This window comes from Micromonospora sp. NPDC049580, from assembly GCF_040675595.1.
In the GTDB taxonomy this organism is placed as follows: Bacteria; Actinomycetota; Actinomycetes; order Mycobacteriales; family Micromonosporaceae; genus Micromonospora.
On the sequence record NZ_JBFAPG010000012.1, the window covers coordinates 1 to 25,667 of the forward strand.

General features: G+C 72.8%; 30 protein-coding genes. 17 read left to right on the plus strand and 13 right to left on the minus strand.

Annotated features, from left to right (window positions below; all coding sequences use genetic code 11):
* Nucleotides 1–73: 73 nt before the first annotated feature.
* Entirely contained in the window at nucleotides 74–505 is a 432-nt protein-coding gene (locus tag AB0J68_RS02150) for an OsmC family protein (protein WP_007453754.1), read from the minus strand.
* Between the two features lie 174 nt (nucleotides 506–679).
* Here AB0J68_RS02150 and AB0J68_RS02155 point away from each other — a divergent pair, with 174 nt between their 5' ends.
* From AB0J68_RS02155 to AB0J68_RS02165, 3 genes are all read left to right on the plus strand, one after another.
* The gene (locus AB0J68_RS02155) at nucleotides 680–1,405 is read left to right on the plus strand and encodes a hypothetical protein (RefSeq protein WP_354855805.1); all 726 of its coding nucleotides are present in this window, start codon (nucleotides 680–682) and stop codon (nucleotides 1,403–1,405) included.
* Nucleotides 1,406–1,654: 249 nt separating this feature from the next.
* Entirely contained in the window at nucleotides 1,655–2,476 is an 822-nt protein-coding gene (locus AB0J68_RS02160; RefSeq protein WP_363935545.1) for an HAD family hydrolase, read from the plus strand.
* The gene (locus tag AB0J68_RS02165) at nucleotides 2,476–3,288 is read left to right on the plus strand and encodes an HAD family hydrolase (protein WP_355063433.1); all 813 of its coding nucleotides are present in this window, start codon (nucleotides 2,476–2,478) and stop codon (nucleotides 3,286–3,288) included. Before AB0J68_RS02160 ends, AB0J68_RS02165 begins: the two co-directional genes overlap by 1 nt.
* A 9-nt stretch (nucleotides 3,289–3,297) precedes the next feature.
* On the opposite strand, the gene AB0J68_RS02170 is transcribed toward AB0J68_RS02165, so the two are convergent.
* A complete protein-coding gene (locus tag AB0J68_RS02170; RefSeq protein ID WP_354855802.1) occupies nucleotides 3,298–3,900 on the minus strand; it encodes a bacterial proteasome activator family protein in 603 nt (200 codons plus the stop codon).
* An 84-nt stretch (nucleotides 3,901–3,984) separates the two neighbouring features.
* Between AB0J68_RS02170 and AB0J68_RS02175 the strand changes: the two genes are divergently transcribed.
* Both AB0J68_RS02175 and AB0J68_RS02180 read left to right on the plus strand, forming a co-directional pair.
* Nucleotides 3,985–4,782 (plus strand): alpha/beta hydrolase, encoded by a 798-nt coding sequence (locus AB0J68_RS02175; protein ID WP_363935548.1) that lies wholly within the window; start codon nucleotides 3,985–3,987, stop codon nucleotides 4,780–4,782.
* A 79-nt stretch (nucleotides 4,783–4,861) separates the two neighbouring features.
* Nucleotides 4,862–6,049 carry an ABC transporter substrate-binding protein gene (locus tag AB0J68_RS02180; protein WP_354855800.1) on the plus strand — a complete coding sequence of 396 codons (1,188 nt, stop codon included), beginning with the start codon at nucleotides 4,862–4,864 and terminating at the stop codon, nucleotides 6,047–6,049.
* A 76-nt stretch (nucleotides 6,050–6,125) separates the two neighbouring features.
* Here the strand turns inward: AB0J68_RS02180 and ddaH are convergent, their stop codons facing one another.
* A complete protein-coding gene (gene ddaH, locus AB0J68_RS02185; RefSeq protein WP_355063427.1) occupies nucleotides 6,126–6,959 on the minus strand; it encodes a dimethylargininase in 834 nt (277 codons plus the stop codon).
* 59 nt (nucleotides 6,960–7,018) lie between these two features.
* Here ddaH and AB0J68_RS02190 point away from each other — a divergent pair, with 59 nt between their 5' ends.
* Nucleotides 7,019–7,480, plus strand: coding sequence for an Lrp/AsnC family transcriptional regulator (locus tag AB0J68_RS02190; RefSeq protein ID WP_354855798.1), 462 nt, complete (start codon nucleotides 7,019–7,021; stop codon nucleotides 7,478–7,480).
* Nucleotides 7,481–7,541: 61 nt separating this feature from the next.
* Nucleotides 7,542–8,498: a zinc-binding dehydrogenase gene (locus tag AB0J68_RS02195; RefSeq protein WP_363935551.1), complete on the plus strand. Its 957-nt coding sequence runs from the start codon at nucleotides 7,542–7,544 to the stop codon at nucleotides 8,496–8,498.
* Here AB0J68_RS02195 and AB0J68_RS02200 read toward each other — a convergent pair.
* The 3 genes from AB0J68_RS02200 to AB0J68_RS02210 form a co-directional block, all read right to left on the minus strand.
* Nucleotides 8,495–9,589, minus strand: coding sequence for a hypothetical protein (locus AB0J68_RS02200; protein ID WP_363935553.1), 1,095 nt, complete (start codon nucleotides 9,587–9,589; stop codon nucleotides 8,495–8,497). The two genes, AB0J68_RS02195 and AB0J68_RS02200, sit on opposite strands and share 4 nt — an antisense overlap.
* Nucleotides 9,590–9,722: 133 nt before the next feature.
* Nucleotides 9,723–9,986, minus strand: a complete 264-nt coding sequence (locus tag AB0J68_RS02205; protein WP_363935556.1) for a DUF6457 domain-containing protein — start codon at nucleotides 9,984–9,986, stop codon at nucleotides 9,723–9,725.
* Entirely contained in the window at nucleotides 9,983–10,585 is a 603-nt protein-coding gene (locus AB0J68_RS02210; protein WP_354855795.1) for an NTP transferase domain-containing protein, read from the minus strand. The genes AB0J68_RS02205 and AB0J68_RS02210 overlap by 4 nt, the downstream gene beginning before the upstream one ends.
* 180 nt (nucleotides 10,586–10,765) lie before the next feature.
* On the opposite strand from AB0J68_RS02210, the gene fdhD reads away from it, so the two are divergent.
* Complete coding sequence (gene fdhD, locus AB0J68_RS02215) at nucleotides 10,766–11,632, plus strand: formate dehydrogenase accessory sulfurtransferase FdhD (RefSeq protein ID WP_363935559.1); 867 nt, start codon at nucleotides 10,766–10,768, stop codon at nucleotides 11,630–11,632.
* 85 nt (nucleotides 11,633–11,717) lie between these two features.
* Here the strand turns inward: fdhD and AB0J68_RS02220 are convergent, their stop codons facing one another.
* Together AB0J68_RS02220 and AB0J68_RS02225 are read right to left on the minus strand one after the other, a co-directional pair.
* A complete protein-coding gene (locus AB0J68_RS02220) occupies nucleotides 11,718–11,954 on the minus strand; it encodes a flavin reductase (RefSeq protein ID WP_354855793.1) in 237 nt (78 codons plus the stop codon).
* Nucleotides 11,951–12,244 carry a hypothetical protein gene (locus AB0J68_RS02225; protein WP_363935562.1) on the minus strand — a complete coding sequence of 98 codons (294 nt, stop codon included), beginning with the start codon at nucleotides 12,242–12,244 and terminating at the stop codon, nucleotides 11,951–11,953. Before AB0J68_RS02225 ends, AB0J68_RS02220 begins: the two co-directional genes overlap by 4 nt.
* A 197-nt stretch (nucleotides 12,245–12,441) precedes the next feature.
* Here AB0J68_RS02225 and AB0J68_RS02230 point away from each other — a divergent pair, with 197 nt between their 5' ends.
* Together AB0J68_RS02230 and AB0J68_RS02235 are read left to right on the plus strand one after the other, a co-directional pair.
* A complete protein-coding gene (locus AB0J68_RS02230; RefSeq protein WP_363935564.1) occupies nucleotides 12,442–13,191 on the plus strand; it encodes a DUF5753 domain-containing protein in 750 nt (249 codons plus the stop codon).
* A complete protein-coding gene (locus AB0J68_RS02235; RefSeq protein ID WP_355063529.1) occupies nucleotides 13,188–13,391 on the plus strand; it encodes a DUF397 domain-containing protein in 204 nt (67 codons plus the stop codon). The genes AB0J68_RS02230 and AB0J68_RS02235 overlap by 4 nt, the downstream gene beginning before the upstream one ends.
* A 70-nt stretch (nucleotides 13,392–13,461) precedes the next feature.
* Here AB0J68_RS02235 and AB0J68_RS02240 read toward each other — a convergent pair whose 3' ends face one another.
* The 3 genes from AB0J68_RS02240 to AB0J68_RS02250 all read right to left on the minus strand — a co-directional run bounded on the left by AB0J68_RS02240 (nucleotide 13,462) and on the right by AB0J68_RS02250 (nucleotide 15,155).
* Nucleotides 13,462–13,779 (minus strand): helix-turn-helix transcriptional regulator, encoded by a 318-nt coding sequence (locus tag AB0J68_RS02240; protein WP_355063416.1) that lies wholly within the window; start codon nucleotides 13,777–13,779, stop codon nucleotides 13,462–13,464.
* Nucleotides 13,779–14,006 carry a hypothetical protein gene (locus AB0J68_RS02245; protein ID WP_355063414.1) on the minus strand — a complete coding sequence of 76 codons (228 nt, stop codon included), beginning with the start codon at nucleotides 14,004–14,006 and terminating at the stop codon, nucleotides 13,779–13,781. The genes AB0J68_RS02240 and AB0J68_RS02245 overlap by 1 nt, the downstream gene beginning before the upstream one ends.
* A 102-nt stretch (nucleotides 14,007–14,108) precedes the next feature.
* Nucleotides 14,109–15,155: a DUF4192 domain-containing protein gene (locus AB0J68_RS02250; protein WP_354855790.1), complete on the minus strand. Its 1,047-nt coding sequence runs from the start codon at nucleotides 15,153–15,155 to the stop codon at nucleotides 14,109–14,111.
* Between the two features lie 152 nt (nucleotides 15,156–15,307).
* Between AB0J68_RS02250 and AB0J68_RS02255 the strand changes: the two genes are divergently transcribed.
* From AB0J68_RS02255 to AB0J68_RS02275, 5 genes are all read left to right on the plus strand, one after another.
* Nucleotides 15,308–16,222 carry a fructosamine kinase family protein gene (locus tag AB0J68_RS02255; RefSeq protein ID WP_363935566.1) on the plus strand — a complete coding sequence of 305 codons (915 nt, stop codon included), beginning with the start codon at nucleotides 15,308–15,310 and terminating at the stop codon, nucleotides 16,220–16,222.
* Nucleotides 16,219–17,232 carry a GTP 3',8-cyclase MoaA gene (gene moaA, locus AB0J68_RS02260; protein WP_354855788.1) on the plus strand — a complete coding sequence of 338 codons (1,014 nt, stop codon included), beginning with the start codon at nucleotides 16,219–16,221 and terminating at the stop codon, nucleotides 17,230–17,232. Before AB0J68_RS02255 ends, moaA begins: the two co-directional genes overlap by 4 nt.
* Nucleotides 17,229–17,489 (plus strand): MoaD/ThiS family protein, encoded by a 261-nt coding sequence (locus AB0J68_RS02265; RefSeq protein WP_354855787.1) that lies wholly within the window; start codon nucleotides 17,229–17,231, stop codon nucleotides 17,487–17,489. Before moaA ends, AB0J68_RS02265 begins: the two co-directional genes overlap by 4 nt.
* A 13-nt stretch (nucleotides 17,490–17,502) precedes the next feature.
* Nucleotides 17,503–18,753 carry a metallophosphoesterase gene (locus AB0J68_RS02270; protein WP_363935568.1) on the plus strand — a complete coding sequence of 417 codons (1,251 nt, stop codon included), beginning with the start codon at nucleotides 17,503–17,505 and terminating at the stop codon, nucleotides 18,751–18,753.
* A gap of 61 nt (nucleotides 18,754–18,814) precedes the next feature.
* Nucleotides 18,815–21,994 (plus strand): UvrD-helicase domain-containing protein, encoded by a 3,180-nt coding sequence (locus tag AB0J68_RS02275; RefSeq protein ID WP_363935571.1) that lies wholly within the window; start codon nucleotides 18,815–18,817, stop codon nucleotides 21,992–21,994.
* 203 nt (nucleotides 21,995–22,197) lie between these two features.
* Here the strand turns inward: AB0J68_RS02275 and AB0J68_RS02280 are convergent, their stop codons facing one another.
* Together AB0J68_RS02280 and AB0J68_RS02285 are read right to left on the minus strand one after the other, a co-directional pair.
* On the minus strand, nucleotides 22,198–22,824 hold the full coding sequence (locus AB0J68_RS02280) for a prepilin peptidase (RefSeq protein WP_355063402.1): 627 nt from the start codon (nucleotides 22,822–22,824) through the stop codon (nucleotides 22,198–22,200).
* Between the two features lie 10 nt (nucleotides 22,825–22,834).
* Nucleotides 22,835–23,839 carry an EamA family transporter gene (locus tag AB0J68_RS02285; RefSeq protein WP_363935573.1) on the minus strand — a complete coding sequence of 335 codons (1,005 nt, stop codon included), beginning with the start codon at nucleotides 23,837–23,839 and terminating at the stop codon, nucleotides 22,835–22,837.
* A gap of 420 nt (nucleotides 23,840–24,259) precedes the next feature.
* On the opposite strand from AB0J68_RS02285, the gene AB0J68_RS02290 reads away from it, so the two are divergent.
* Together AB0J68_RS02290 and AB0J68_RS02295 are read left to right on the plus strand one after the other, a co-directional pair.
* On the plus strand, nucleotides 24,260–24,799 hold the full coding sequence (locus AB0J68_RS02290; RefSeq protein WP_363935583.1) for a hypothetical protein: 540 nt from the start codon (nucleotides 24,260–24,262) through the stop codon (nucleotides 24,797–24,799).
* Between the two features lie 331 nt (nucleotides 24,800–25,130).
* Entirely contained in the window at nucleotides 25,131–25,586 is a 456-nt protein-coding gene (locus tag AB0J68_RS02295; protein WP_355134580.1) for a hypothetical protein, read from the plus strand.
* Nucleotides 25,587–25,667: the final 81 nt, after the last annotated feature.

Here is a 25,667-nt window from a genome sequence, read left to right on the forward strand (position 1 = left end):
GTTCACGAAAGAGAGCGGCCGCCCGGGACCGGGCGGAGGCTCCTTCCGTGAACGTGCGGCGTGCGTCGCCGGGTCAGGAAGCCAGGCGAGCGGTGAGGGTGATCTCGGCGCCCGGCGAGAGCAGCCGGGAGATCGGGCAGTTGGCCTTGGCGGCCTCGGCGAGCTTCTGGAACTCCGCCTCGTCGACCCCGGGCACCTGGCCGACGGTCTCCAGGTCGATCCGGGTCACGCTCATTCCGGCGTCGGTCTTGTCCAGGTGGACCTTGGCGGTGGTCTCGACCGAGGTGGGCGTCGAGCCGGCGTCGGCGAGGGCCTTCGAGAACGCCATCGAGAAGCAGCCGGCGTGCGCGGCGGCGATCAGCTCCTCGGGGTTGGTGCCCTCACCCTCCTCGAAGCGCGACTTGAAGGAGTAGTTGCCGGACAGGCCGCCCTTACCGGTGCGGACGGTGCCGGAACCCTCGGTGAGATTGCCCTGCCATTGTGCGGAAGCGGTACGGATAGGCATGAGGAGAACGCTAGCGGAAAGGTGCCTCCCGAGCGACCGACCGGCACCGACGCCTGCCGTGCGATTCCCGTCACCCCTGGCGGAGGCGCGACGCGGGCGGTTTCGGCAGCGGCACCAGCACGACCCTCTGTGCCATGATTCGACGCAGGCCCGCGACCGGCGGAAGGATGGCCGATGTCCGAGGAGCTGCCCATCCCACGGCAGGGCGACCCGTCCGACGGGCCGGCCGTGATCGAGTGGGGTGCCGACGAGCCCGCCACTGGACGCCGTCGCCTCGGCGGGTCCCTGGCCGGCATCACCCGGGATCCCCGCCTGCCCGTGCTGCTCGCCGGGCTCGGGGCGGTGGCGGGGGTGGCCTCGCTGCTCGGCGAGTGGCTGGTGATGACTCTGCCGAACGGCGGCCCGGCCGGTGCCACCTCGATCGACGTGCCCGCCGGGGTGTCCGACGTCGGCGGCTTCGGCATCGGCTACCTGGTCGGTCTGCTCGGGCTGGTCTGCACGGTGGCACTGGCGCTGCGGGGCACGGCGGCCGTCCGGCCGAACGCCCGACTGGTCGGGTTCACCCTGAGCGGGGCGCTGCTGGCACTGCTGGTCGCGGCGACGGCGACACTCGACGACCCCGGTCAGCGCAACTACTTCTACGAGCCGGAGGACAACTTCCGGGTCGAGTACGGTCGCGGCCTGGTGATGGCGTTCGTGGCCTGCGTGCTGCTCGCCGCGGCCCTGCGGCTGGCCCCGAACGCGCCGACGGAGGACAACCGTTCCGGGGCCGCGACGGGGCAGGGCTGGCGCCGTCGGCACCTCGACCCGGTCGAGAAGGAGGACGGCCCGCCCGCGCCGGCCGACCTGACCGTGACCGCGGTGGCGCCGTTCGCCCGCCCCGAACACCCCAACACCTGAGCCGGCCAGGCCGACCCCGACCCACCGATCTTGCGCTTTCTGCAGCGACAGAAGGCGCATTCCACCGCGTATCGGCGACCGGAAGTACAAGATCGCGGAGGTTGGGAACGGGCCTGGAGTTGGTGCCCGATTCGCCTGGAAGACATGGTTCGGGCCCGTTTCCCGAGGTACGGTTGCTGCCCGCCGTCACGCCGGGCCTCGCTTTCCCTGGCCTCGGCAGGTGCGACGGCGGCGGGCGAAGGAGGAACGATGACCCGCCCGGGACTGCCCAAACTGATCGCGACCGACCTCGACGGAACGCTGGTCCGCAGCGATGACACCGTCTCCGCGTACACCCATGGGGTGCTCGACCGGGTGCGGGCCGCCGGAATTCCGGTGGTCGGCGCGACCGGACGCGGCCCCCGCCTGACCGAGCTGACCCGCAACGACATCCGGGCCGCCGACTTCCTGGTGATGGCCGGCGGTGGACGGGTGGTCGACCAGAGCGACCCGACCGGCCCGGTGGTGCTCCGCGACGAGCGGCTGCCCGCCGAGGTGCTGGCCCGGCTGCTCGCCGACCTGGAGGCCGAGGTCGGCCCGCTGACCGTGATGGTCGAGGCGTCCGACGAGCACGACGCCCCGCTCTGGGGTGACTACCACGAGAGCTGGCCCTACCAGGACCGGTTCGAGGCGCGCAGCCGCGCTGAGTGCCTCTCCTGTGACGTGATCAAGGCCTTCGCCCGGACCGCCGACCACCACGTCGACGAGCTGCTGGCGGTGGCCCGCCGGATCGTCTCGCCGCAGGTTGCCTCGCTCACCCAGGCCGGGCTCGGGTTCATCGAGATCTGCCCGCCCGGCGTGGACAAGGCGACCGGGCTGACCGTGGTGGCGCAGAGCCTGGGGGTCGACCCCGCTGACGTCCTGGTCTTCGGCGACATGCCCAACGACCTGCCGATGTTCGAGTGGGCCGGCTGGTCCCGGGTCGCGGTGGCCAACGCGCACCCCGCGCTGCGTGCCGCCGCCGACGAGGTGACCCTGCGCAACGACGACGACGGGGTGGCGGTGTACCTGGACCGGCTACTGTCCCGGTGATGCGAGACACCCCTGCGCTGGTCGCCACCGACATCGACGGCACGCTGATCCGCGACGACCGCACGCTCAGCCCGCGCACCGCCGACGTGCTCGCGCGGATCACCGCGCGAGGCACGCCGGTCGTCCTGGTCACCGGCCGTCCGGTCCGCTGGCTCGAGATGGTGTACGACCAGCTGGCCGAGCCGCTGCCGGCGGTCTGCGCCAACGGCGCCGTGGTCTACGACCCGGTGCGGGACGAGGTGCTGCGGGCCGACCCGCTCGCGCCACAGCACCTGGCCGAGGTGGCCGAGCGGCTGCGGGCCGAGGTGCCCGGGATCAGCTTCGCCGTGGAGATCATGGACAGCCGCCAGATGCGGCACGAAACGGACTACCCGCTGCGCTGGGACGTCGACCCCGACGGGATCCGGCCGGTCGAGACACCGGAGGAGCTGCTCTCGCTTCCCGCGGTGAAGTTGCTCGCCCGCGCCGGCGAGCAGGACCCGGACGCGTTCGTCGCACTGGTGGCGGCAGCGGTGGCGGGCTTGGCCGAGGCGACGCACTCGTCGTCCTCGGGGCTGGTGGAGATCTCCGCGGCCGGGGTGACCAAGGCGGCCGGGCTCGACTGGTACTGCGACCGGATCGGGGTGCCCGCGGCGGACGTGCTGGCCTTCGGCGACATGCCGAACGACGTGCCGATGCTGAGCTGGGCCGGGCGCGGCGTGGCGGTGGCCAACGCGCACCCCGCCGTCCTCGCGGTCGCCGACGAGGTGACCGGGGCGAACTCCGAGGACGGCGTGGCGGCGTACCTGGAGAAGATCTTCGGGGTGGACTGACCGGCCAGGTCAGAGGTACTGGCCGGTGTTGTGGCCCTCACCGCCGCCCGGCTGGCCGATGCCCGGCATGCCGGGCACCACTCCGCCGGGGCCGCTGGGCAGCGCCTGCCGGCCGCCGCGCATCTGCTCCAGCTGGACCCGCGCGGCCATCTGCTGGGCGACCAGGGCCGCCTGGATGCCGTGGAACAGGCCCTCCAGCCAGCCGACGAGCTGGGCGTGCGCGATGCGCAGCTCGCCCTCGCTCGGGGCCTTGTCCTCCGTGAAGGGCAGCGAGATCCGCTCCAGCTCGTCGCGCAGTTCGGGGGCGAGACCCTCCTTGAGCTCGACGATCGACCGCTCGTGGATCTCGCGCATGCGGTGCCGGCTGGCGTCGTCCAGCGGGGCCGCCTTGACCTCCTCCAGCAACTGCTTGATCATGCTGCCGATCCGCATCACCTTGGCCGGCTGCTCTACCAGACGGGTCGGGTCCTCGCCCTGCCCCTCCTCGGTCTGCATGGTGCCGATCGGCCGGCCGTCCGGACCGACCACCACCACCGTGCCGGAGTGGCCGGAGTCGTCGGGGCCGGGCTGGTCGTTCTGCTCAGCGGAGCGCGCTTCGGTCATGGGGTCCATCTTTACCCAGTGGGCGCGACCCATGCCGCCCGGGACCGACTCCCAGGGCCGAACCACCCGGGCGGGGCGCGCTACCGTCGCGCCATGCCTGCCGACCCACGCGCCGTGCTGACCCGGCCCGCGCCGGAGCCGGACCTGACGGTGGCCTACGGCGACCACCCCGACCAGATTGCCGACCTGCGCCGGCCGGCCGGTGTCGGTCCGGCCCAGCCGCTGGTCGTCGTGGTGCACGGTGGTTTCTGGCGCTCCGAGTACGACCGCCGCCACACCGGCCCGCTGGCCGCCGCGCTCGCCGCCGAGGGCTACCCGGTGGCGCAGCTGGAATACCGGCGTACGGGGGAGCCGGGCGGCGGCTGGCCGGGCACGTTGACCGACGCGCTGGCCGGGATCGCGGCGCTGCCCGAGCTGGCCACCGAGGCGCTGCCGGGTCGGGTGAGCAGGGCTGCGCCGATCGTCATCGGTCACTCCGCCGGTGGCCATCTGGCGCTGTACGCGGCGGCCACCGCGCCGTCGACGGTGAGCGGAGTGCTGGCCCTGGCCCCGGTGGCCGATCTCGCGGCGGCGTACCGGCTGGATCTGGACTCGGGTGCGGTGGCGGCGCTGCTCGGCGGCGGCCCACTCGACTTCCCGGACCGGTACGCGGCGGCCGATCCACGATCGTTGGTACCGATCCGGACACGGACAGTAGTCGTGCACGGTTCGGCGGATCTGCAGGTGCCGGTGGCGATGAGCCGGGACTTCGTCGCGGCGGCTCGTGCCGCAGGATCCGATATTTCCCTTGTCGAGCTGCCCGGATGTGAGCATTTCGGGCTGATCGACCCGGAGTCTTCGGCGTGGCCCCCGGTGCTCGCTGTGTTGCGGTCCCTGCACGATGATCACTAACCATTGACGCAGCGTCGCGGAGCAGGTAGAACGCCGGAGGGGCGGTGTTCTGCCCTGCAACGCTCCTGGAAGGAACTCGGTGTCGCAGATGAATCGCAGGCGGGCGCTCCAACTGTTGGCCGCGCTCGGAACGACCGGGTTCGCCGCCGCGTGCGGCTCCGACACCGAGGGCAAGCCGGCCGCCGCCAAGAGCCCGATCAAGATCGGTCTGATCGCGCCGAAGGCCGGCGGCTTCAAGTCCATCGGTGACGACATCACCAACGGCTTCCAGCTCTTCCTCGACCTGCACGGCCAGCAGCTGGGCGGGCATCCGGTCGAGCTGCTGACCGCCGACGAGGGTGACAACGCCAAGACCGGCAAGGCCGCCGTCGACCAACTGCTCAAGCAGAACGTGCTGGCGCTCACCGGCGTGGTCAACTCGTCGGTGATGGTCGGCATCCGCGACACCGTGGAGGAGGCCCGGGTCCCGCTCATCGGCTCGAACGCCTCGCCGAGCAGCCTGCAGAGCGTCGTCTACATCTGGCGTACGTCGTACGTGCTGGATGAGGCCGGCCGGGCGCTGGGCCGCTACCTGCGCGACCAGCTCCCGGCGAACGGCCGGATCGCGATCATCATGCCGGAGAACGTGGGTAGCCCGGACGTGGTGCGGGGCTTCAGGCAGGAGTTCGGCACCTCCGACCCGCGCATCGCCGACCCGGTGACCAACACCAACCCGACCCCGAACCCGGGCAAGGGCACCTACGTGGCGGACATCGAGAAGGCGCTGCGCAAGAAGCCGACCGCCGTCTTCTGCTTCTTCGCGGGCTCGGCCGCCGTGGAGTTCATCAAGCAACTGCGCGACCAGTTCAGCGGCCCCGTCTACGCGCCCGGCTTCCTCACCGAGGGCACCGTGCTGGAGAGCCTGGGCCGGGACGCGCTCGGCATCCAGACCGCGCTGAACTACTCGGCCGACCTCAACAACACGTCGAACCGGGTCTTCGCCTCCGCCTACCGCAAGAAGCACCAGACCACGCCGACGACCTACGCGATGGCGTCGTACGACGCGGCGCAGGTGCTCGACCAGGCGATCCAGCTGACCGGTGGGTCGCCCACCCCGCAGCAGGTCAACCTGGCGCTGGGCCGGATCGGCCAGATCGACAGCCCGCGCGGCATCTGGCAGTTCAACCAGCCGCGTACCCCCCAGCAGAAGTGGTACCTGCGCGAGGTCCAGCGCGACGGTCAGGTCATGTCGAACGTGCTGATCAACGAGCTGGCCACGCTCGGCTGAAACGCCCACCACAAGCAGCAGCAGGGGCCGGCCTCCGACGGGAGGCCGGCCCCTGCCGTACGCGGCAGTGTTCGGGTCAGTGCCGCAGCTCGGCGATGCAGCACTTCACGCTGCCGCCGCCCTTCTTCAGCTCGGCCAGCTCGACCGGCACCGGGTTGTAGCCGGCGGCCTTGAGCTTGCCCGCCAGCCGGGTGGCCTCGCTGTTGAGCACCACGTTCGCGCCGTCGCTGACCAGGTTCAGCCCGAAGGCCATCGCGTCCTCGTCGTCGGCGATCACCGCGTCCGGGAAGAGCTGGGTCAGCACCCGCTGGCTGGCGGCCGAGAACGCGCCGGGGAAGTAGACGACGTTGGCGTCGTCGATAGCGGCGAGCGCCACGTCCAGGTGGTAGAAGCGGGGGTCGATCAGGCGCAGCGACACCACCGGACGGCCCAGCGCCTCCTGCGCCTCGGCGTGCGCCGGGATCTCGGTGCGGAAGCCGTGCCCGGCCAGGATCAGCCCGCCGTGCGCCTCCGGTAGGTAGGCGAAGTCACCCTCGCCCTCGTTGGTCTCGCTCGGGGCGATGAACCGCCAGCCCTGCGACTCGTAGAAGGCGTGGTGCGCGGCGGCCTCGGCGGCCCGCTGCTCGTGCTTGAACCGGGCGCCGTAGACGCTGCCGTCCACCACGAACGCACCGTTGGCGGCGTAGACCATGTCGGGCAGGCCCGGCTCGGGGGTGAGCAGATGCACGTCGTGCCCCAGGCCGACGAGCGTCTCGCGCAGGCGGTCCCACTGCTTGACGGCCAACTCCCGGTCGACCGGGGTGGTCACGTCCATCCACGGATTGATCGCGTACTCGACCGCGAAGTGCTCGGGCGAGCACATGAGATATGTCCGCTTTCGCGAGACTCGCTGCTGGTTCACGGTCACCAAGAGTAGGTACCGTTGAACTTTGGTAACAGCCACAACCATTGCTTCCCAGAGGCGGAACGTTGCAGATAGACGCCGTAGACCAGCGGATCATTGCGTTGCTCGTCGCTGACGCCCGCGCGTCGTACGCCGACATCGGCGTCCGGGTGTCACTCTCCGCCCCGGCGGTCAAGCGCCGGGTGGACCGACTGCGCGCCACGGGCGTGATCAGGGGATTCACCGCCGTCGTGGACCCGGCGGCCGTCGGCTGGACCACCGAGGCGTTCGTCGAGCTGTTCTGCGCCGGTCGGACCACCCCGGCGCAGATCGGCGTGGCCGCCCGCCGGCACCCGGAGGTGGTCGGCGCGTACACCGTCTCCGGCGAGGCGGACGCGCTGGTGCACCTGCGGGCCGCCGACATCGCCCACCTGGAGGCGGCGCTGGAGCGGCTGCGCGCCGAGTCCTTCGTGACCTCCACCCGCAGCACCATCGTGCTGTCCCGGCTGGTCGAGTCCCCCGGCGTCGGGCCGTCCAACCGGGCTTGACCTCAAGCCCGGTTCAGGTGTTGGACTCGTGGCGGCCTGGGCACGACACGAGGGGGACTTGATGCGGGCGATCTGGTTACGTGAATTCGGCGGTCCCGAGGCGCTGGTGCCCGGCCCGGCGCCCGACCCGAGCCCCGGCCCCGGCCAGGTGCTCATCGACGTCGCGCACGCGAACATCACCTTCGTCGAGACGCAGCAGCGCTCGGGACGCCCCGGCCCGTTCCAGGTCACTCCACCGCTGATCCCCGGCAACGGCGTCGGCGGGGTGATCGTCGCCGTCGGGCCGGACGTCGACCCGGCCCTGACCGGGCGGCGGGTGGTCAGCGCCACCGGCGGCTCCGGCGGGTACGCCGAACGGGCGGTGGTGGACGCGTCCGCGCCGATCGAGGTGCCCGCCGGGCTGGCGCTGGACGCGGCCGTGGCCATGATGGCCGACGGGCGTACCGCCACCATGCTCGTCGAGGCGGTCGGCGTCCGCCCCGGTGATCGCGTGCTGGTCGAGGCCGCGGCGGGCGGCGTGGGCAGTCTCCTCGTCCAGCTCGCGGCGCGGGCCGGCGCGCGGGTGATCGGCGTGGCCGGCGGGCCGCGCAAGGTGGACCTGCTGCCCGGCCTGGGCGCCGAGGTGGCGGTCGACTACCGGATGCCGGGCTGGGCCGACCGCATCCGGGACACGGTGGGCGGGGTCGACGTGGTGTTCGACGGCGTCGGCGGCCCGGTCGCCCGGACGGCGTTCGAGCTGCTGGCCCCGGGCGGCCGGATGATCAGCTTCGGGTTGGCCAGCGGCGAGTGGTCCCCGGTGGCACCGGAGGCCGCCGCCGAACGTCAGGTCACGCTGGTCCGGCCGGACATGCCGCCCGCGCGACTGCGGGCGTACACCATCGGGGCCCTGGCCGACGCGGCGGCCGGCCAGCTCCGGCCGCTGATCGGCCAGCGCTTTCCGCTGGAACGCGCCGCCGACGCGCACGCCGCCATCGAGGCGCGCGCGACGGTCGGCAAGACCCTGCTGGACGTGGTTTAGAGGTACATGCCGGTGCGGTGCTCCGACTCGTCGCGCCGGACCGGCTTGTCGCCCTCACCGAAGAACCGCTTGCCACCGAACTCGCCGTGCAGGCGGTCGTCCAGCTCGTCGGCGAGGCCGGTCATCACCTGCACCGCCAGCATGAGGTGGGTGGCCTGGAAGTTGCGCCCGAAGACCGGGATGGACGCCCAGACCGTGTCGTCGGCGCAGTAGAGGCGACCGATCGGCATCCGGTTGGTCAGCTCCGACAGCTTGACGTAGAGCCGTTCGGTCGGCTCGACCTCGGTGAGCACCGGGGAGAAGACGTCCACCAGGGATGGATTGTCCCGCACCCGCACGAAGACCATCGCCGAGCCGGCCCGGATGGTGATGTCGCCGTCCGAGTCGATCTGCAACCGCTCGGCGTCGGACTTCAGCATCGTGGACACGACGGTGCGGACGCGGTCCGCCAGGTCGAGCACGTCGTCCCGCTCGGCGGCCGCCTCGGCCAGCGCCTCCTGGAGGTCACCCTCGACGTCGGCGTCCGGGCCGAACTCGCTGCGCGCGGTGCCCAGCGGCTCCACCGTCAATGGCTCACCCTCGGCGTCGTGCACCAGGTAGACGAGGAAGGCGGGATGCGGGGCGCCGTACACGTCGCGCAGCGTGCGGGACAGCAGCGGGGCGATCCGGGCCGCCTCCGCTGTCGTACCGTCCAGCCCGAACGAGCCGCCGGAGCCGGCCACCACCCCGGGCGGGGACCAGCCCAGCGCCACCATGTCCGCCACCGCGGCACGGTCCAGCCGGTAGCCCTGCGGCAGGGCGGCGTTGCCGACGGCCCGAGCCGACAGCCCGCCGTCGCCGGTCACGTCGACGCTGATCGAATAGACGGCATCCCCCGTACCGGAGGCGGTGGGGTCGAGGGTCAGTTCGAGGTGCGCGCCGGCGGGCAGCTCCCGCAGCCGCAGGGCGAGCATCCGGGCGAACTCCCGCCACGCCTCGGTCACCTTGGCACGCAGGTCGGTGGTGCTGGGCTCGTCGAGCAGGATCGACTCTGCCGGCTCGGATGTGCCGCCGGGCTCACCGTCCGGCGCCGAGGGGTGGTCAGCCGTCATGATCGCCTCCGTCCGTTCCGATCACCCTACCCACGCCGTCCGGGCGTCGAATCAGCCCGGACCGGGATCGGACACCGCCGTCCTCTCGCCGTGGCGACGGTCTGGTCGCGGGGGCGCGGCGCGGCGCGGCGGGTCAGGAGGTGGGGTCGTCGGGATCGGCACCGAGCCGGACCGGCCAGTCGGCCGCGAGGGCGCTGAGCCGGGCCGCGGCGTCCGCCGGGTCGGCACCCCTGCCGACGGCAAGCCCGAGCAGGTACGCGGTGACCGGCGCCCCTGGCCGCAGCACCTGGTGGGCGACATCGCGGGCCAGGTCCAGCACCGCCGACACCGGCACCTCGGTCGAGTCCAGACCCACCTCGGCACAGGCTGCCGTGACCCAGTCGTCCAGCACCGTCATCGCACCCACTCCTCCGCCCGGCGTACGTCCTCGTCAGTGTCGCAGTCGAACCAGGGCGGCGGACCGTCACCGGCCCACGGCACCTCCCGGACGGCGAGACCGGCCAACAGCGCCCGTACCGGAGCACCGGCCAGGCTGCCGCCCCGCTCGGCGGCCAGCCGGGCCAGCCCGGTCCGCAGCGCGGCGACGCGCCACACCCCGCAGAGCGACTGCCGACGGCCGTCCGCGTCGACGAAGCACACCCCGTCGACTGGTCGCTCCCCGTCGAGGTGGGTCAGCAGGTCGCCGATCGCGGCGCGGGTGAGCAGTGGAAGGTCGGCGGCGAGCAACGCGACAAGCGTCGTGTCGGGATCGAGCAGTGCCAGCCCGGCGGCCGTCGCGGCGACCGGCCCGCCGCCGGGCGGATCCTCGCGGGTGATCCGCACACCGTCCGCGACACCGTCACCCGGGCCGACCAGCACACGCGGCGCGGCATCGTCCACGGCGGCCAGCACCCGGTCACGCATCGACCGGCCACCAACCGGAAGCGCGGGCTTGTCCACCCCGCCCATCCGTCGGGCGGCCCCACCCGCGAGCACCACTGCGGCGTACGTCCCCACCCGGTCACGGTAGCCGGGCCGGTTGCCCGGTGGCGGCGTGCGCTGCCGGGTGCTCGGTGGCGGCGTGCGCTGTCCGGTGCCCGGCGGGGCCCTGCCGGTGCCCGGTGGCGGCGTGCGCTGCCGGGTGCCTGATGACCGGCGGCCGTGCGGGTGTGCCGGGCCGGGGTGCAGGATGGCGGGATGGGACGGGCGACTGACCGACGGGGCGTACTACGGATCGACCTGGACGCGGCGGCCGACGGGCGCGCAGCCGTCCGACGGCCGGACACCCTCGCCGTGGAGGAGCCGCTGGAGATCCGGGTCGGCGCGGCGGGCCCGGGCCGGCGCAAGCCGCTCGCCGTCACCATGCGGACTCCCGGCGACGACCTGGATCTGGCGATCGGGTTCCTGCTGACCGAAGGGCTGATCCGGTCGACCGACGACGTGCTGACCGCCCAGCTCTGCGCCGGCGCGGAGACGCCGAACACGTACAACGTGGTGGACGTGGTGCTCGCCCCCGGCGTGCCGGAACCGACCACCGACCCGTCCCGGAACTTCTACACGACCAGTTCCTGCGGGGTGTGCGGCAAGGCGAGCATCGACGCGATCCGGACGCGGTCGCTGTTCGACGTCACGGCGGACCCGCTCACCGTGCCGGCCGCCCTCCTCGCCGAACTGCCCGACCGGTTGCGCGCCGCCCAGCGCGGCTTCGACCGCACCGGCGGGCTGCACGCGGCAGGGCTGTTCAGCCCGGCCGGAGAGCTGGTGGTGCTCCGCGAGGACGTGGGCCGGCACAACGCGGTGGACAAGGTGATCGGCTGGGCGGTGCGGGAACGCCGGCTGCCGCTGACCGGGCACCTGCTGCTGGTGTCCGGCCGGGCCAGCTTCGAGCTGACCCAGAAGGCGTGGATGGCCGGCCTGCCCCTGCTGGCCGCGGTGTCCGCGCCGAGCACCCTCGCCGTCGAGCTAGCCGAGGAGGCGGGCATGACGCTCGTCGGCTTCCTGCGCGGCCCGACCATGAACGTCTACGCCGGCCCGCAGCGGATCACGGTCGACCAGCCAGCCTGAACCTCAGCGGCCGGTTTGACCAGGTCCAGCCGTGGTCGCCGGGCCGACCCCCGAGGTGGCCATGGACCCCGCGCCGAGGTGCGGGCTACCGGGCCTGGGTCCAGCCGATGAAGCGCTCAGTCAGGCCAGCCGGTGGCGTGCCACCGTGCAGCTCGGTGAGGTGTTCGGTCGCCTCGGCCTGTAGCGCCGTCAGGTGCTCGATCAACTCGTCACGGCGACCGCGGTACTTACCGAGCAGGCGCAGTTTCGCGGCCGAGCAGGGCCACGCGATCCCGCAGGTGCGACAGCGCCACGTCGGCTTGAGCATTTGGTGTTCGGTCATCTGACAGCCCGCACCGGGTCACGCCGAGTCACCTGGCGGCTGGTCGGCCCGGACGTCAGCAGGTTGACCCCTTCGCGGAGCACGAACAGCTCCCGCCTAGCCCGTGCGGTGCCGTCCGATCCCAGCTCGTACGCCTCGATCCAGGTCCAGCCGTGGTAGGTGTGGCGGTCGGTGAGTTCGCGGATGACCCGGACCGTGATCGGCCGGATGAACTGCGGGCTCGCGGCGCGGGTCAGGCGAACAAGGTCACCGGCCTTGAGCGGTGGCGGGTTCGTGGGCTTGGGCGGCATGGTCCCCCTCCTCGTTGGGAGGGGCCGCCCCGGAGTGCTCGCCCGCGGGGCGGCCCCGATACGAACGCGACCGCCGGGTCTCGGGGGGTCCCTGCCGGCCGCGCCGTTCGGAAGGAACACTTCCAAGGGTTGCTATCCGAATACACTGCGTAGCAATATCTCCTGTGGACGTCTGGGACGTACGGGAGGGGTCGCGGATGAACCGCGCAGTCGCCGAGGCGATGTCAGCATCCGGCCTGACAGCGGACAGCCTCGCCGCCGAGATCGGGGTGGATCCAAAGACGGCGGCCAAGTGGGCGAACCCGGGACGGATTTCCCAGACGCGCCACCGGTCGAAGGTCGCGGCGGTCCTTGGCCGCGACGAGATGGACCTGTGGCCCGACCTGTTCAAGCGGCGCGAGCCAGCATGGCTCCGGCCCTGGACGGACATCGAGCGCGAGGCCGTCGGCTTGCGGTGGTACGAGTCCACCGTGTTGCCCGGTCTCCTGCAGACCGAGGCGTACGCGCGCGCCGTGCTGAGCAGCGGGCTCTGGGCCGACGACGACCTCGCGGCGCACGTGGAGACCCGGCTGCGCCGGCAGGCCGTCGTCTTCGATCGACCCCGTCCACCGCTGACCGTCTTCGTCATCGACGAGGCGGCGCTGCGCCGGGGAAGACCCGACATCATGGCCGAGCAGCTCGATCATCTGATGGTGCTCGCCGAACGGCCGGCCGTGATGATCCATGTGCTTCCCCTGACTGCTGGGTTCCACCCCGGCCAGGCCGGACCGTTCGTCATCGCCAGCACACCGGACGGCGGCGACGTCGGCTACCTCGACGATCAGGCGGCCGGGCGCCTCAGTAATGACGTTGCTCCACTCTGGGCGGTCTGGGATAGCGTGAGGTCGTTAGCGCTACCGCGAGACCTGACCATCGACCTGATGAGAGCGCGAGCATGGATGACGTGACCGGCGCCCGTTGGCGCAAGAGCACCCGCAGCAGCTCGAACGGTGGGGCGTGCGTGGAGGTGGCCGACAACCTGCCGGGCGTCGTGCTCGTCCGCGACACGAAGGACCGGGCTGGCGGCACGCTGGCGTTCCGGCCGGTTGTCTGGGCGAGCTTCGTCAGGCACGTGAGGCACGTCGACCCGATCAGCCAGGACACCTGATCGACTCGGGTTCGCTGAAATCGGCGTGTCCGCACGGTGGGGATGCCCCGTTCTTCTGAGGCGGGGTCAGTCAGGCGGCTTCGACCTCGACGATGCCGTGAGAGATCTTGAATTCGAACTCCAAGCCGGTCCCCGCAGACAGCTTGGCGAGCGTGGCGATGGACGGCGGCTGATCACCGGACTCCAGTCGCGCGATGACCGATTGAGTCATGCCGACCATGCGGGCGAATGCCGTCTGGGTCAGGCCGTTTTCGGCGCGGTACCGGACGATGCGGAGGGCAACATCACGGGCGAAGGCCGTCCGGTTCCACTCAGCGTGGAATGCCGGGTCCTGATCGCGGCTCTCACCGATGACCTGCTGCGAAGTCTTGAGATCACCAGCCTTCATCACTCCTCCTCCACCTCCTTGATCCTTTCCTCAGCCGCTGCCACAGCCCTGTTGAAGCCGCGCCGGTTGACACCGGCTTCTGGGCCGATGGAGCCGACGACGAACGCCGCGCCGACCCCGGAATAGAAGGCACGCCACCGGCTACGGCCTCCCCGTGGGCGAAGTTCCCCGGGCAGCGCGTTCAGCTCGACGATCGCCTCCGGGTGATAGAGGACTAGCCAGGGCACGCGCACCCACCATAGCAGATTTGCGATAAGCGCTGTGGCCGTGCGGTGACACGACCATGGCCTTGTTGGCGGGTACGTGGGCAGGGACCGATCGCGCGCGGGTCAGCGGCGGCCACGTCGGCTCCGCTTGCGGGGGCGGACGACGCCGGGCATCCCGACCGACGGCCAGCCGTCCAGCTCGGAGGGCGGCACACCGCGCCGGAGCAGGTCGTCCAGGAGCAGGGCCAGCGAGTAGTCGGGGTGCAGGCTCAGCGTGCGCTCCAGCGCGACCGCCGCCAGCGCCCCCTGCCCCGCTCGCCAGGCCGCGAACGCCAGCAGCGCACCGGGGGCGGCGGTCAGCTCCGGCTCGGCCCGGCGCAGCACGTCGGTCCAGAGGGCGATGTCCCGGTCGCGGCCGTCGGTGCGTTCCCAGGCGTGGTCACGGATAGGCAGGTGGGTCAGCAGCAGGCTCAGCCAGGCCACCTCGTCGTCGTCGAGGCGCTCACCGCGCCGCTGCCGGCGTTGCGCCTCGCGGACCGCCGCCACCCCGGCGGAACGCAGTGCCCGCCCGCCGAGGAGGTCGCTGGCGGGCGCCTGCTCGACCAGCTCGACCAGTCGCCGTTCCGCCCGGACGGTGGCCGCGTGCAGCGCGTCGCGGGCCGGGCCGTCCACCGGCGACACCTGCGCCACGAGGGCCGCCCGGTCGGGGAGGGCGACCTGACCGGCGAACACGGCCGACGCGGTCACCGGGTTGGCCGTCGGGTCGTAGCGCCGCCCCTCGGGTGGGCAACAGTCGGCCTCGGTGCACAGGTAGGACCACCACCGGCCGTCGGTCACCCGCAGCGCGTCGAGCACCTCCAGGCCGGCGCCGGTCAGGGCGGCGCGCACCGCGTCCACGCTCGGGGTCACCCGGTCGGGTGGCCCGTAGCCCACCACGGTGGCCGCCTCCGCGCCCTGCCGAGAGATCACCCCGGCCAGGTGTCGGGCACGCTCGACCGGGTCCGTGGACGGTTCGGGCAGGTCGGCGCGGGCGGCGAAGATGATCTGCCGGCCGCGCAGCGCCACCGCGACCACGCTGTCGGCGGGATGGAAGCCGAGCAGGTACGGCACGGCGGCGATCAGGTCGGCGGGCGAGCGGACGGAGAGCTTCGCACGTTCGGTCGAGGTCATGCAGGAAGGCTGCGTCCGTCCTGCGAAGCCTTCCAGGCCCTGTGGATGACACGCGGCTTATCCACAGTTACCGAGCGTATTCATGCAGGTGGACGCGTTTCGATGTGCTCACACGACACCCCGGTGTCATGGGCAGCGGCTACCGTGCGCTGATGGACCTGGCGTACCTGCGCGCGCATCCGGCACACCTGCCGACGTTCCGGACCCATCAGCGACTCCGCGAGACGCCGGTCGCCGGAGGGAACATCTGCGCCGCCGCCCGGCTCACCCTGGACGACGGTCACTCGGTCTTCGCCAAGTCCTGGCCGGAGCGGGCCGACCGGCCGGTGCCCGAGGGCTTCTTCGCCGCCGAGGCCGCCGGGCTGCGCTGGCTGCGCGAGGCCGACGCGATCGGCGTACCCGAGGTGATCGTGGCGTTGCCCGACCTGCTGGCGCTCGACTGGGTGGAGCCCGGCGAGCCGACGCCGGAGGCGGCCGAACGCCTCGGTCGGGAGCTGGCCGCCCTGCACCGGGCCGGCGCACCGACCTTCGGTGCGGCCTGGGCCGGCTTCATCGGCGCGCTCGGGCAGGACAACACCCCCGACGACGGTCCCTGGTCGACATGGTTCGCCCGCCGCCGGCTCGCGCCCTATCTGCGGCTGTCAGTCGACGGCGGTGCGCTCAGCAGCGCCGACGCCGCGCTGGTCGAGCAGGTGATCGGCCGGGTCGGCGAGTTCGGCGGGGACGAGCCGCCGGCCCGGGTCCACGGCGACCTGTGGCCGGGCAACGTGCTGTGGGGCGTCGACGAACGGGCCTGGCTGATCGACCCGGCGGCGCACGGCGGGCACCGCGAGACCGACCTCGCCCAACTGGCGCTCTTCGGCGGCGTCGCACACCTGGATCGGGTGCTGGCCGCCTACCGGGAGAGCTGGCCGCTGTCCGACGGTTGGCGCGACCGGGTGCCGCTGCATCAGCTGCATCTGCTGCTCGTGCACACCGCGCTGTTCGGCGCGGGCTACCGCGATGCGGTCGTCGAACTCGCCCGAGCCGCCCTGGGCAGCGTCAAGCGCGCTACGGTCGACCGGTGAGTGTCGCCCCACGGACCGACGGCGTCCTCGTCGACCGGTACGGCCGCGTCGCGCGGGACCTGCGCGTGTCCCTCACCGACAAGTGCAACCTGCGGTGCACGTACTGCATGCCGGCCGAGGGGCTGCCCTGGTTGGCCGGCCCGGAGCTGCTCACCGACGAGGAGATCGTCCGGCTGGTCCGGGTGGCCGTCGAGCGGCTCGGCGTGACCGAGGTGCGGTTCACCGGCGGGGAGCCGCTGATCCGGCCCGGGCTGCTCGGCATCGTGGCCGCGGTCGCCGCGCTCTACCCCCGTCCGCGGATCTCACTCACCACGAACGGCATCGGTCTGGACCGGTTGGCGCCCGCGCTGCGTACGGCCGGCCTGGACCGGGTGAACGTTTCGCTGGACACGCTGGCCCCGGCCCGGTTCACCCAGCTCACCCGCCGTCCCCGCCTCGACGCGGTGCTGGCGGGGCTCGCCGGGGCGGCAGCCGCCGGGCTCGACCCCGTGAAGATCAACTCCGTGTTGATGCGCGGCGTCAACGAGGACGAGGCGCCGGCCCTGCTCCGCTTCGCGCTCGACCACGGCTACCAGCTACGGATCATCGAGCAGATGCCGCTGGACGCGCAGCACGGCTGGGACCGCAGCACGATGGTCACCGCCGAGGAGATCCTGGCCTCCCTGCGTACCCATTTCGATCTCAGCCCTGACCCGGCCGAGCGCGGCGCGGCACCGGCGGAGACCTGGTTGGTCGACGGCGGCCCGGCCCGGGTCGGCGTGATCGCCAGCGTGACGCGACCCTTCTGCGGCGACTGCGACCGCACGCGGCTGACCGCTGACGGCCAGGTCCGCGCCTGCCTGTTCGCCACCGAGGAGTCCGACCTGCGGGCGGCGCTGCGCGGCGGCGCGACCGACGACGAGGTGGCCCAGCGGTGGCGCACCGCGATGTGGGGCAAGCGCGCCGGGCACGGCATCGACGACCCCACCTTCCTCCAGCCGACCCGGCCGATGTCCGCGATCGGGGGATGACCGTGCAGCCGAGACCGCTGACCGTCCGCTACTTCGCAGGTGCGCGCGCCGCAGCCGGCCGCGCCGAGGAGGTCACCCCCGCCGGTCGGTCACTCGACGACCTCACCACCGAGCTGGCCCAGCGGCACGGCGACCGGCTCGCCGCCGTGCTGCGGGTGGCCAGTTTCCTCGTGGACGGCGTCGCCTGTCATGATCGTCGGGCACCCCTGCCGGGCGGGGCCACGATCGATGTCCTGCCCCCGTTCGCGGGCGGCTGAGGGGGGCGCACACATGTTGGCGGTTCTGGGGTTCATGGGCGTCCTGGCGCTGGTCACCGGGTTGATCCACCTCTACCTGTGGAAGCGCCTCATCCGGGACACCACCACGCCGGGTCGCTGGCGGCGGATCGGCGGGATCGCCGCCCTGGTGCTGGCGGTGCTCGTGCCGGCCACCCTGGTCGGCACGCAGGCCGGCCTCTACTGGCTCGCCTGGCCCGGCTACCTGTGGCTCGCGGTGATGTTCTACCTGCTGGTCACGCTCGTCGTGCTGGAGGTGCCGATGCTGGTCGTCCGGCTGGTGCTGCGCCGCCGGGTGACCGCCGCCGAGCCGACCACCGCCGCGCCCGAGCCGGTGCTGGTCGGGGCCGCCGGGCCCGCCGATCCGCCGGCCACCGGCGCCGTGACGGCACCGGACCACGACCCGGCCCGCCGTCTGCTGCTGGCCCGCGGAGCCGCCATCTTCGCCGGCCTCACCGCCACCGGCATCACGGGGTACGGCGTCCGCACGGCACTCGGCCCGCCCCAACTCGACCGGGTGCAGATCCCCCTCAGCAAGCTCCCGCGCAGCATGGACGGCCTGCGCATCGCCACCGTCTCGGACATCCACCTCGGCCCCCTGCGCGGGCGGGCGCACACCGAGCGGATCGTCGCCGCGATCAACCGTCTCGACGCCGACCTGGTCGCGGTCGTCGGTGACCTGGTCGACGGCTCGGTCGCCGAGCTGGGCCCCGCCGCCGCGCCGCTGCGTGACCTGCGCTCCCGGTACGGCAACTTCTTCGTCACCGGCAACCACGAGTACTACTCCGGGGTGGAGGAATGGGTCCAGGAGGTGGACCGCCTCGGCCTGCGGGTGCTGCAGAACCGTCGGCAGGAGATTCAGGCCCGGGGCGGTGTGCTCGACCTGGCCGGCGTGAACGACCTGGACGCGGACCCGGCGGGCACCGGCCTCGCCGCCGGTCCGGACTTCGCCGCCGCCCTCGGTGACCGCGATCCGAGCCGCCCGGTCGTCCTGCTCGCGCACCAGCCCCTCGCCGCGAAGCAGGCGGCCCGCTACGGCGTCGACCTGCAACTCTCCGGGCACACCCACGGCGGGCAGGTGGTGCCGTTCAACCTGGTCGTCGGCCTGGCGCAGCCGGTGGTCAGCGGTCTCGGCGAGGTCGACGGCACGAAGGTCTACGTGACCAACGGCGCCGGTTTCTGGGGCCCGCCGGTGCGGGTGGGCGCCAAGCCGCAGATCAGTCTCGTGGAGCTGCGCTCGGCATAGCGGACGTCACGTCCGCGCGTGGCGGAAGGCGGGCGGCGCGACGGGCGTGACAGGATGCGGCGTGCCCCCGTTCAGCGCCGTACCCCCCGGTGGCCTCCCGCCCTTCGTCGCGGACCTGCACATCCACTCGAAGTACTCGCGCGCGTGCAGCCGTGACCTGACGTTGCCGACCCTCGGGTGGTGGGCGCGGCGCAAGGGCATCGCCCTGCTCGGCACCGGCGACTTCACCCATCCCGCCTGGTACGACCATCTGACCGAGACGCTGCGGCCGGCTGAGCCGGGGCTCTACCGGCTCGCCCCGGAGGCGGAGCGCGACATCGCCCGCCGGCTGCCGCCGCGACTCGCCGGCACGACCGACGCGGACGCGGTCCGGTTCATGTTGAGCGTGGAGATCTCCACCATCTACAAGCGGGACGACCGGACCCGCAAGGTGCACCACCTCATCTACCTGCCCGACCTGGAAGCGGTGGCCCGGTTCAACACCGCGCTCGGCCGGATCGGCAACCTCGGCTCCGACGGCCGCCCGATCCTCGGCCTGGACTCGCGGGACCTGCTGGAGATCACCCTGGAGGCGAGCCCGGACGGCTATCTCGTCCCGGCGCACATCTGGACGCCGTGGTTCTCCGCGCTGGGCTCGAAGTCCGGCTTCGACGCGATCGCCGACTGTTACGCCGACCTGGCCGAGCACATCTTCGCCGTGGAGACCGGCCTCTCGTCCGACCCGGCCATGAACTGGCGCGTCGGCAGTCTGGACGGCTATCAACTGGTCTCCAACTCGGACGCGCACTCGCCGCCAGCCCTGGGCCGCGAGGCCACCGTGCTGACCGCCGAGCGGGACTACTTCGCCATCCGGGAGGCGCTGTGCACCGGCGACGGCCTGGCCGGCACCATCGAGTTCTTCCCGGAGGAGGGCAAGTACCACGCGGACGGGCACAGGCTCTGCGGGGTCAACTGGTCCCCGGAGCGCACCCGGGCCGCCGGGGGGCGCTGCCCCGAGTGCGGCAAGCCGCTCACCGTGGGCGTCCTCAGCAGGATCGAGGAGCTGGCCGATCGACCCGACGGGCACCGTCCGGCACACGCCCGAGAGGTCACCCACCTGGTGCCGCTCGCCGAGATCCTTGGCGAGATCAACAAGGTGGGTGCCCGGTCGAAGAAGGTCGAGGGGCGACTCAACGAGCTGCTCGCCGCGCTCGGTCCCGAGCTGGAGATCCTGACCACGACGCCGTTGTCGGACATCGCGCAGGCCGGCGGCGAACTGCTCGCGGAGGGCATCGGGCGGCTGCGGCGTGGCGACGTACGCCGGGTGCCGGGTTACGACGGCGAGTACGGGGTGATCACGCTGTTCGACCCGGCGGAGCTGGGCTCGCAGGAGACGCTGTTCGACGTACCCGTGCCGGCGCAGCGGCGACCCGCGGAGCCGGCGGCCAAGGCCACGGCCAAGCGCCCGGCGGCGGCCAAGGCGGAACCGAAGCGCAAGCCGGCCCCGGCGCCCGCGCCACCGATCGCGTCGCCGCCGTCACCGCACGAACCGTTCGAGCCGATGCTCTCCGGCATGGAGGAGGTCGGCACCGGCCTGCTGGACCGGCTGGACGCCATGCAGCGGGTGGCGGCGTCCGCGCCCGGTGGGCCACTGCTCATCGTGGCCGGGCCGGGCACCGGCAAGACCCGGACGCTGACCCACCGGATCGCGTACCTGTGCGCGGAGTTGAACGTCTTTCCCGAGCGCTGCCTCGCGATCACGTTCACCCGACGGGCCGCCGAGGAGCTGCGGCACCGCCTCGACGGTCTGCTCGGCCCGGTCGCCGAGGACGTCACCGTGGGCACGTTCCACGCGCTGGGGTTGACCATCCTGCGGGAGAACGCCGACGCGGCGGGCCTGCCGGCCGGGTTCCGGATCGCCGACGACGCCGAGCGGGCGGCGGCGAAGTCGGAGGCCGGCGACGATCTCGCCGGCTACACGGCGCTGCTGCGCAAGCAGGACCTGGTCGACCTGGACGAGCTGGTGAGCCTCCCGGTGGAGCTGCTGCGGGCCGACCGGAAGCTGGTCGAGCGGTACCGGAACCGCTGGCAGTGGATCTTCGTCGACGAGTACCAGGACGTCGACGCGGTGCAGTACGAGCTGCTGCGGCTGCTCAGCCCCGCCGACGGCAACCTCTGCGCGATCGGTGACCCGGATCAGGCGATCTACTCGTTCCGGGGTGCCGACGTCGGCTACTTCCTGCGCTTCTCGCAGGACTTCACGGATGCCCGACTGGTCCGGCTCAACCGCAACTACCGCTCGTCCGCGCCCATCCTGGCCGCCGCCGTGCAGGCCATCGCACCGTCCTCGCTGGTGCGGGGCCGGCGGCTGGACCCGGCCCGACTCGACCCGGAAGCCCCACTCGTCGGGCGGTACCCGGCGGCGTCGGTGGCCGAGGAGGCCGACTTCGTGGTGCGTACCGTTGACGAGCTGGTCGGCGGCCTGTCCCACCGTTCGCTGGACTCGGGCCGGATCGACGGCCGGTCCACCTCGCTGTCGTTCTCCGACATCGCCGTGCTGTACCGCACCGACGCGCAGGCCGCCCCGATCGTGGACGCCCTGACCCGGGCCAACATCCCGGTGCAGAAGCGCTCGCACGACCGGCTGCGGGACCGGCCCGGCGTGGCGGCCATCGCCCGCGAGCTGCGGCACGCCGACGGGCTGGCCGGCTCGCTGGCCGCCCGGGTGCGCCTGGCCGGTCAGGTGGTCGCCGAGCGGTTCGCGGTGCCCACCCTGGACGGCGCCGGCAGTACGGTCCGCCCCGACGACGTCCGCTCGGCGGTGGACCTGCTGACCCCGCTGGCCCGCCGCTGCGGCGACGACCTGGAGACGTTCCTGTCGCAGCTGGCCACCGGCGCGGAGGTGGACGCGCTCGACCCGCGCGCCGAGGCGGTCACCCTGCTCACCCTGCACGCCGCGAAGGGCCTGGAGTTCCCGGTGGTCTTCCTGGTCGGCGTCGAGGACGGGCTGCTGCCGTTGCGCTGGCCTGGCTCGACGCCCGACGAGGACGCGGTCGCCGAGGAACGCCGGCTCTTCTTCGTCGGCCTGACCCGGGCCCAGGACCGGCTGTACGTCAGCCACGCCGCCCGCCGGACCCGGCACGGCGTGGAGCGTGACTGCGCACCCTCGCCGTTCCTCACCGCGATCGACCCGGGCCTGTTCGAGCGGTTCGGTGAAACCGAGCCGCGTCGCCCCAGGGATCGCCAACTCCGCCTGATCTGAGCTACCCGGGGGCTGGGTGCCGTCGGCGTGGCGCGCTCGGGCCTAGTCACGCCGACGAGCGGTATACTGAAAGTCATATTTATGACTTTCAGGTATACCGCTCGTGCGGACGACCGCTACCGGCGATGTCACTAACGGTGATTGCCCGCCGCTGAGCCCGGCAGTCGCGGCAACCGGCGCGTCGGCCACACGTTCAGCCCTGGTCAACCGATGAGCACGGCGAGCCAGGTGCCCGTCAGCAGGGCCGGTCCGAGGGGCAGCAACGTTTCGCGGTGGATTTTTCGAGCTGCTAGCAGGGCAAGAACCAGGACACCGTGCAGCAGGTGCGGCAGGAGCAGCCCGGCCAGCACGGCATCGCGGCCCAGCCAGCCGAGCGGCAGCCCGAGGACCGCTGCGAGTTTCACGTCCCCGAAGCCCAGCCGGGACCTCGGCAGCAGGGCCAGCAGCACGTGTGACGCGCCCGCGACCGCCGCACCCCCCAGCGCGCCAAGCAGCCGGCCAGGAGTGCCGGCCAGCAGCGCCGCCCCGGTCAGGCCCCCGAGGGCCACCGTGCCGGCGACCGCGACCAGCGGATCGGGCAACCGCAGGCACGCCAGGTCGACCACGGCCAACACCAGCCCCACCGCCGCCACCGCGAGCAGGACCGGCAACGCCGGGTCGTCACCCCGCGCGACGGCGAGCCCCACGAATACCACGGCCGCCACCGGTGGGCTCAGCCAGGCGCCGCGCCGCAGCCGGGCCGGGGTGGTGAAGCGCCGGGCCAGTGGGGGTACGACGAGACCGGCCGCCCCACCGAGCAACGCCACCCCCACCAGCCCAGCGGCCGACATGAGCCGGAGGTTACCGCCGGTCCGCCGTCGATGCGGTCCCCGTTCGTGATCCCGTGCCCGCCCGACGCGGGCGTTCCGTGCTCACCACCAGGGCCACCCCGGCGACGATGACCGCCCCGCCGAGCAGCACCCGCCCAGTGATCGGCTCGGCCACCAGCAGCGCCCCGAGCGCCACCGCGACCGCCGGGTTCACGTACGCGTACGTCGAGACCAGCGAGATCGGCGCGTTCTGCAGCAGCCAGACGTACGCGGTGAAGGCCACCAGCGAGCCGGCCACCATGAGGTAGCCCAACGCCAGCCAGGACCGGGTGCTGACCGACGCCGGGTGGAACTCACTCAGCTCGCCCCGGCCGGCGGCGACAACGGCCAGCGCCACCGCGCCGGCCACCATCTGGTACACCGTGCCGACGAACGGGTCGGCGGGCACCCGGATCCGTCCCGACAGGAACGACCCGACCGACCACGCGATGGCTCCCACCACCACCGTCAGCGCGCCGACCAGCGGCACCGCGTCCGCGCTGCCGGCGGGCAGCACCAGCAGGACCAGACCGACGAAGCCGAACGTGACCCCGGCGAACGTCCAGACCGGGGGCCGGTCACCGGTGGCGGAGCGCAGCAGCACCACGAGCAGCGGCACGGTCGCCACCAGCAGCGCGGCGATTCCGGACGGCACCGCCACCCCGGGCGGCCCGGATTCGGCGAGCACCACCAGGCCGTTGCCACCGGCGAGCAGGAGCACACCGACCAGCGCGGCGGAGCCGAGCTGCCGACGCTGCACGCGAAGCGCGCCCGGCCCACGGCGCAACCGCAGCACCACCGCCAGCACCAGGCCGGCGACGGCGAACCGCAGGGCGGCCGACAGCAGCGGTGGCAGCGTCTCCACCGCGACCCGGATGGCCAGATAGGTGGAGCCCCAGAGCAGGTAGACCACGATCAACGCGGTCCAGACCAGGGCTGGCTTGGCGGCGGCGCGGCGGCCGGGCAGGGCGGCGGCGCTCGGTGGAGATGAGCTCATCGGTGGACCACGCTACGGTGACCTCGGAGTCGGCGTCGCGCATTGGTGGCCGGCCTCTCACCAGATGTGCAGGAGGGCGGCATGACGAACTACGGACCACCGGGTGAGGGCTTTCGAGGCCCGTGGCGTGGGCAACGGCCCGACGAGACGCCCGGCCGGCCGCCGCAGCAGCCCTATCCGTCGGGCCCCGAGCCCTACCCGCCGACGGTCCAGTCCTACCCGCCCGCCCCTGCGGAGCGCCCCGGGTCCTACGGCGACGGTCCGTACGGCGGCGTACCGGCGAGGCCCTACGGTGGTGCGCCCTCGTACGGCGGGGAGCGCGGGACACCGTACGGGGCTGAGCCGTCCGGTGCGCCCTACGGCGGCGGACGGTACGGCGGGGAGGCCGGAGCGCCCTATGGCGGCGCGTACCCGCCGGCCGTGGCGAACCCGCCGTACGGCGGAGAGCCGTACCGGCCCGACGACGGCCCGTACGGCGGTGACCCCGCACCCGACCCGTCCGGACGCGGCAGAGGGCCGCTGATCGCTGTGGTGGCCGTCGTGATGCTGCTGGCGCTGGCCGGTGGCGGCGCGTACTGGTTTCTCGGCCGGTCCGACGACCCGGCCGCCCCGGTGGCCGCGCCGACCGTTTCGGCCGGTGTCGGGGCGCCCAGCGCGGACGTGACCGAGCCGGCCGAGCCGGTGCCGAGCGCCGCCGCACCGGAGTCGTCGGCCGACCCGCGGTTCGTCAAGGTCGGCCAGTGCGTGCGCAACGACGGGACGGCCGGCGGCAAGCCCAAACTGCTGATCAGCGGCTGCACAGCGAAGTCGTACGAGGTGCTGCGCCGGATCGACGGCGCGACCAGCGGCGAACGTGACGCCGAGGCCAAGTGCGCCAAGGTCGACGGCTACACCAACTGGTACTTCTTCGACAGCGAGCTGGACACCCTCGATTTCGTCCTCTGCCTGAAGCAGCGCTGACCACCCACCCTCTGGGGATGACATGACGACCTACGGACCATCGGGTTCCGGGCAGCCGGACGACCCGTACCAGCGCCCGCCGACCGGCCCCGATGGCCCGCCACCGGTCGACCCGACCGTCCCCCAGTGGGGTCCGCCGCCACCGCAGCCACCGCAGTGGGGCCCGCCGCCGCAGCCGGCGCAGTGGGGTCCCCCGCCGCAGCCGGCGCAGTGGGGTCCGCCGCCGCAGCCCTCGGAGTGGGAAGCACCGCCGGGGCCGTTCCCACCCGCCGGGCCCGCCCCCGGCGAGACGGCGGCGCCGTGGCCTCCGCAGGCGCCCGGCGGGTACGGGATGCCACCCGTCCCGCCGGCGAAGAGGAGCGGCGGGAAGATCGCTCTCATCGTCGCGCTGGTGGTCCTGCTCCTGCTCTGTCCCTGTCTCGGCCTCGTCGGCTGGGCGGCGTGGAAGGTCGCCGACAGCGACAGCGACTCTGCCGCACCAGCCCCGTCGCTGAGCGCACCCGTCGTCCCGCCGGGCCTGCCCAGTGACGCCCCGAGCCCCGTCCTGCCATCCCCGGACGAGGAGGAGTTCGCCAAGGGGGACTGCGTGGTCAACGACGGCAGCGAGGACGACGCGGACCTGCGCAAGGTGCCGTGCGGCCCGAACACCTACCAGGTGCTGTTGCGCATCCCGGCGACCACCGACGGGGACCGGTGCGAGACGCTCGCGCCGCAGGCGACCGCGAACTACGTGCACGACAACGCGATCGACGTGTTCGATTACGTGCTCTGCCTGAAGAAGCGGTGATCCTTGCGCAAACTAGGGCTGTCTAGCGTGGACGCTAGACAGCCCTAGTTTTATCTCGACGGTCGCAACACGCCGGTAGCC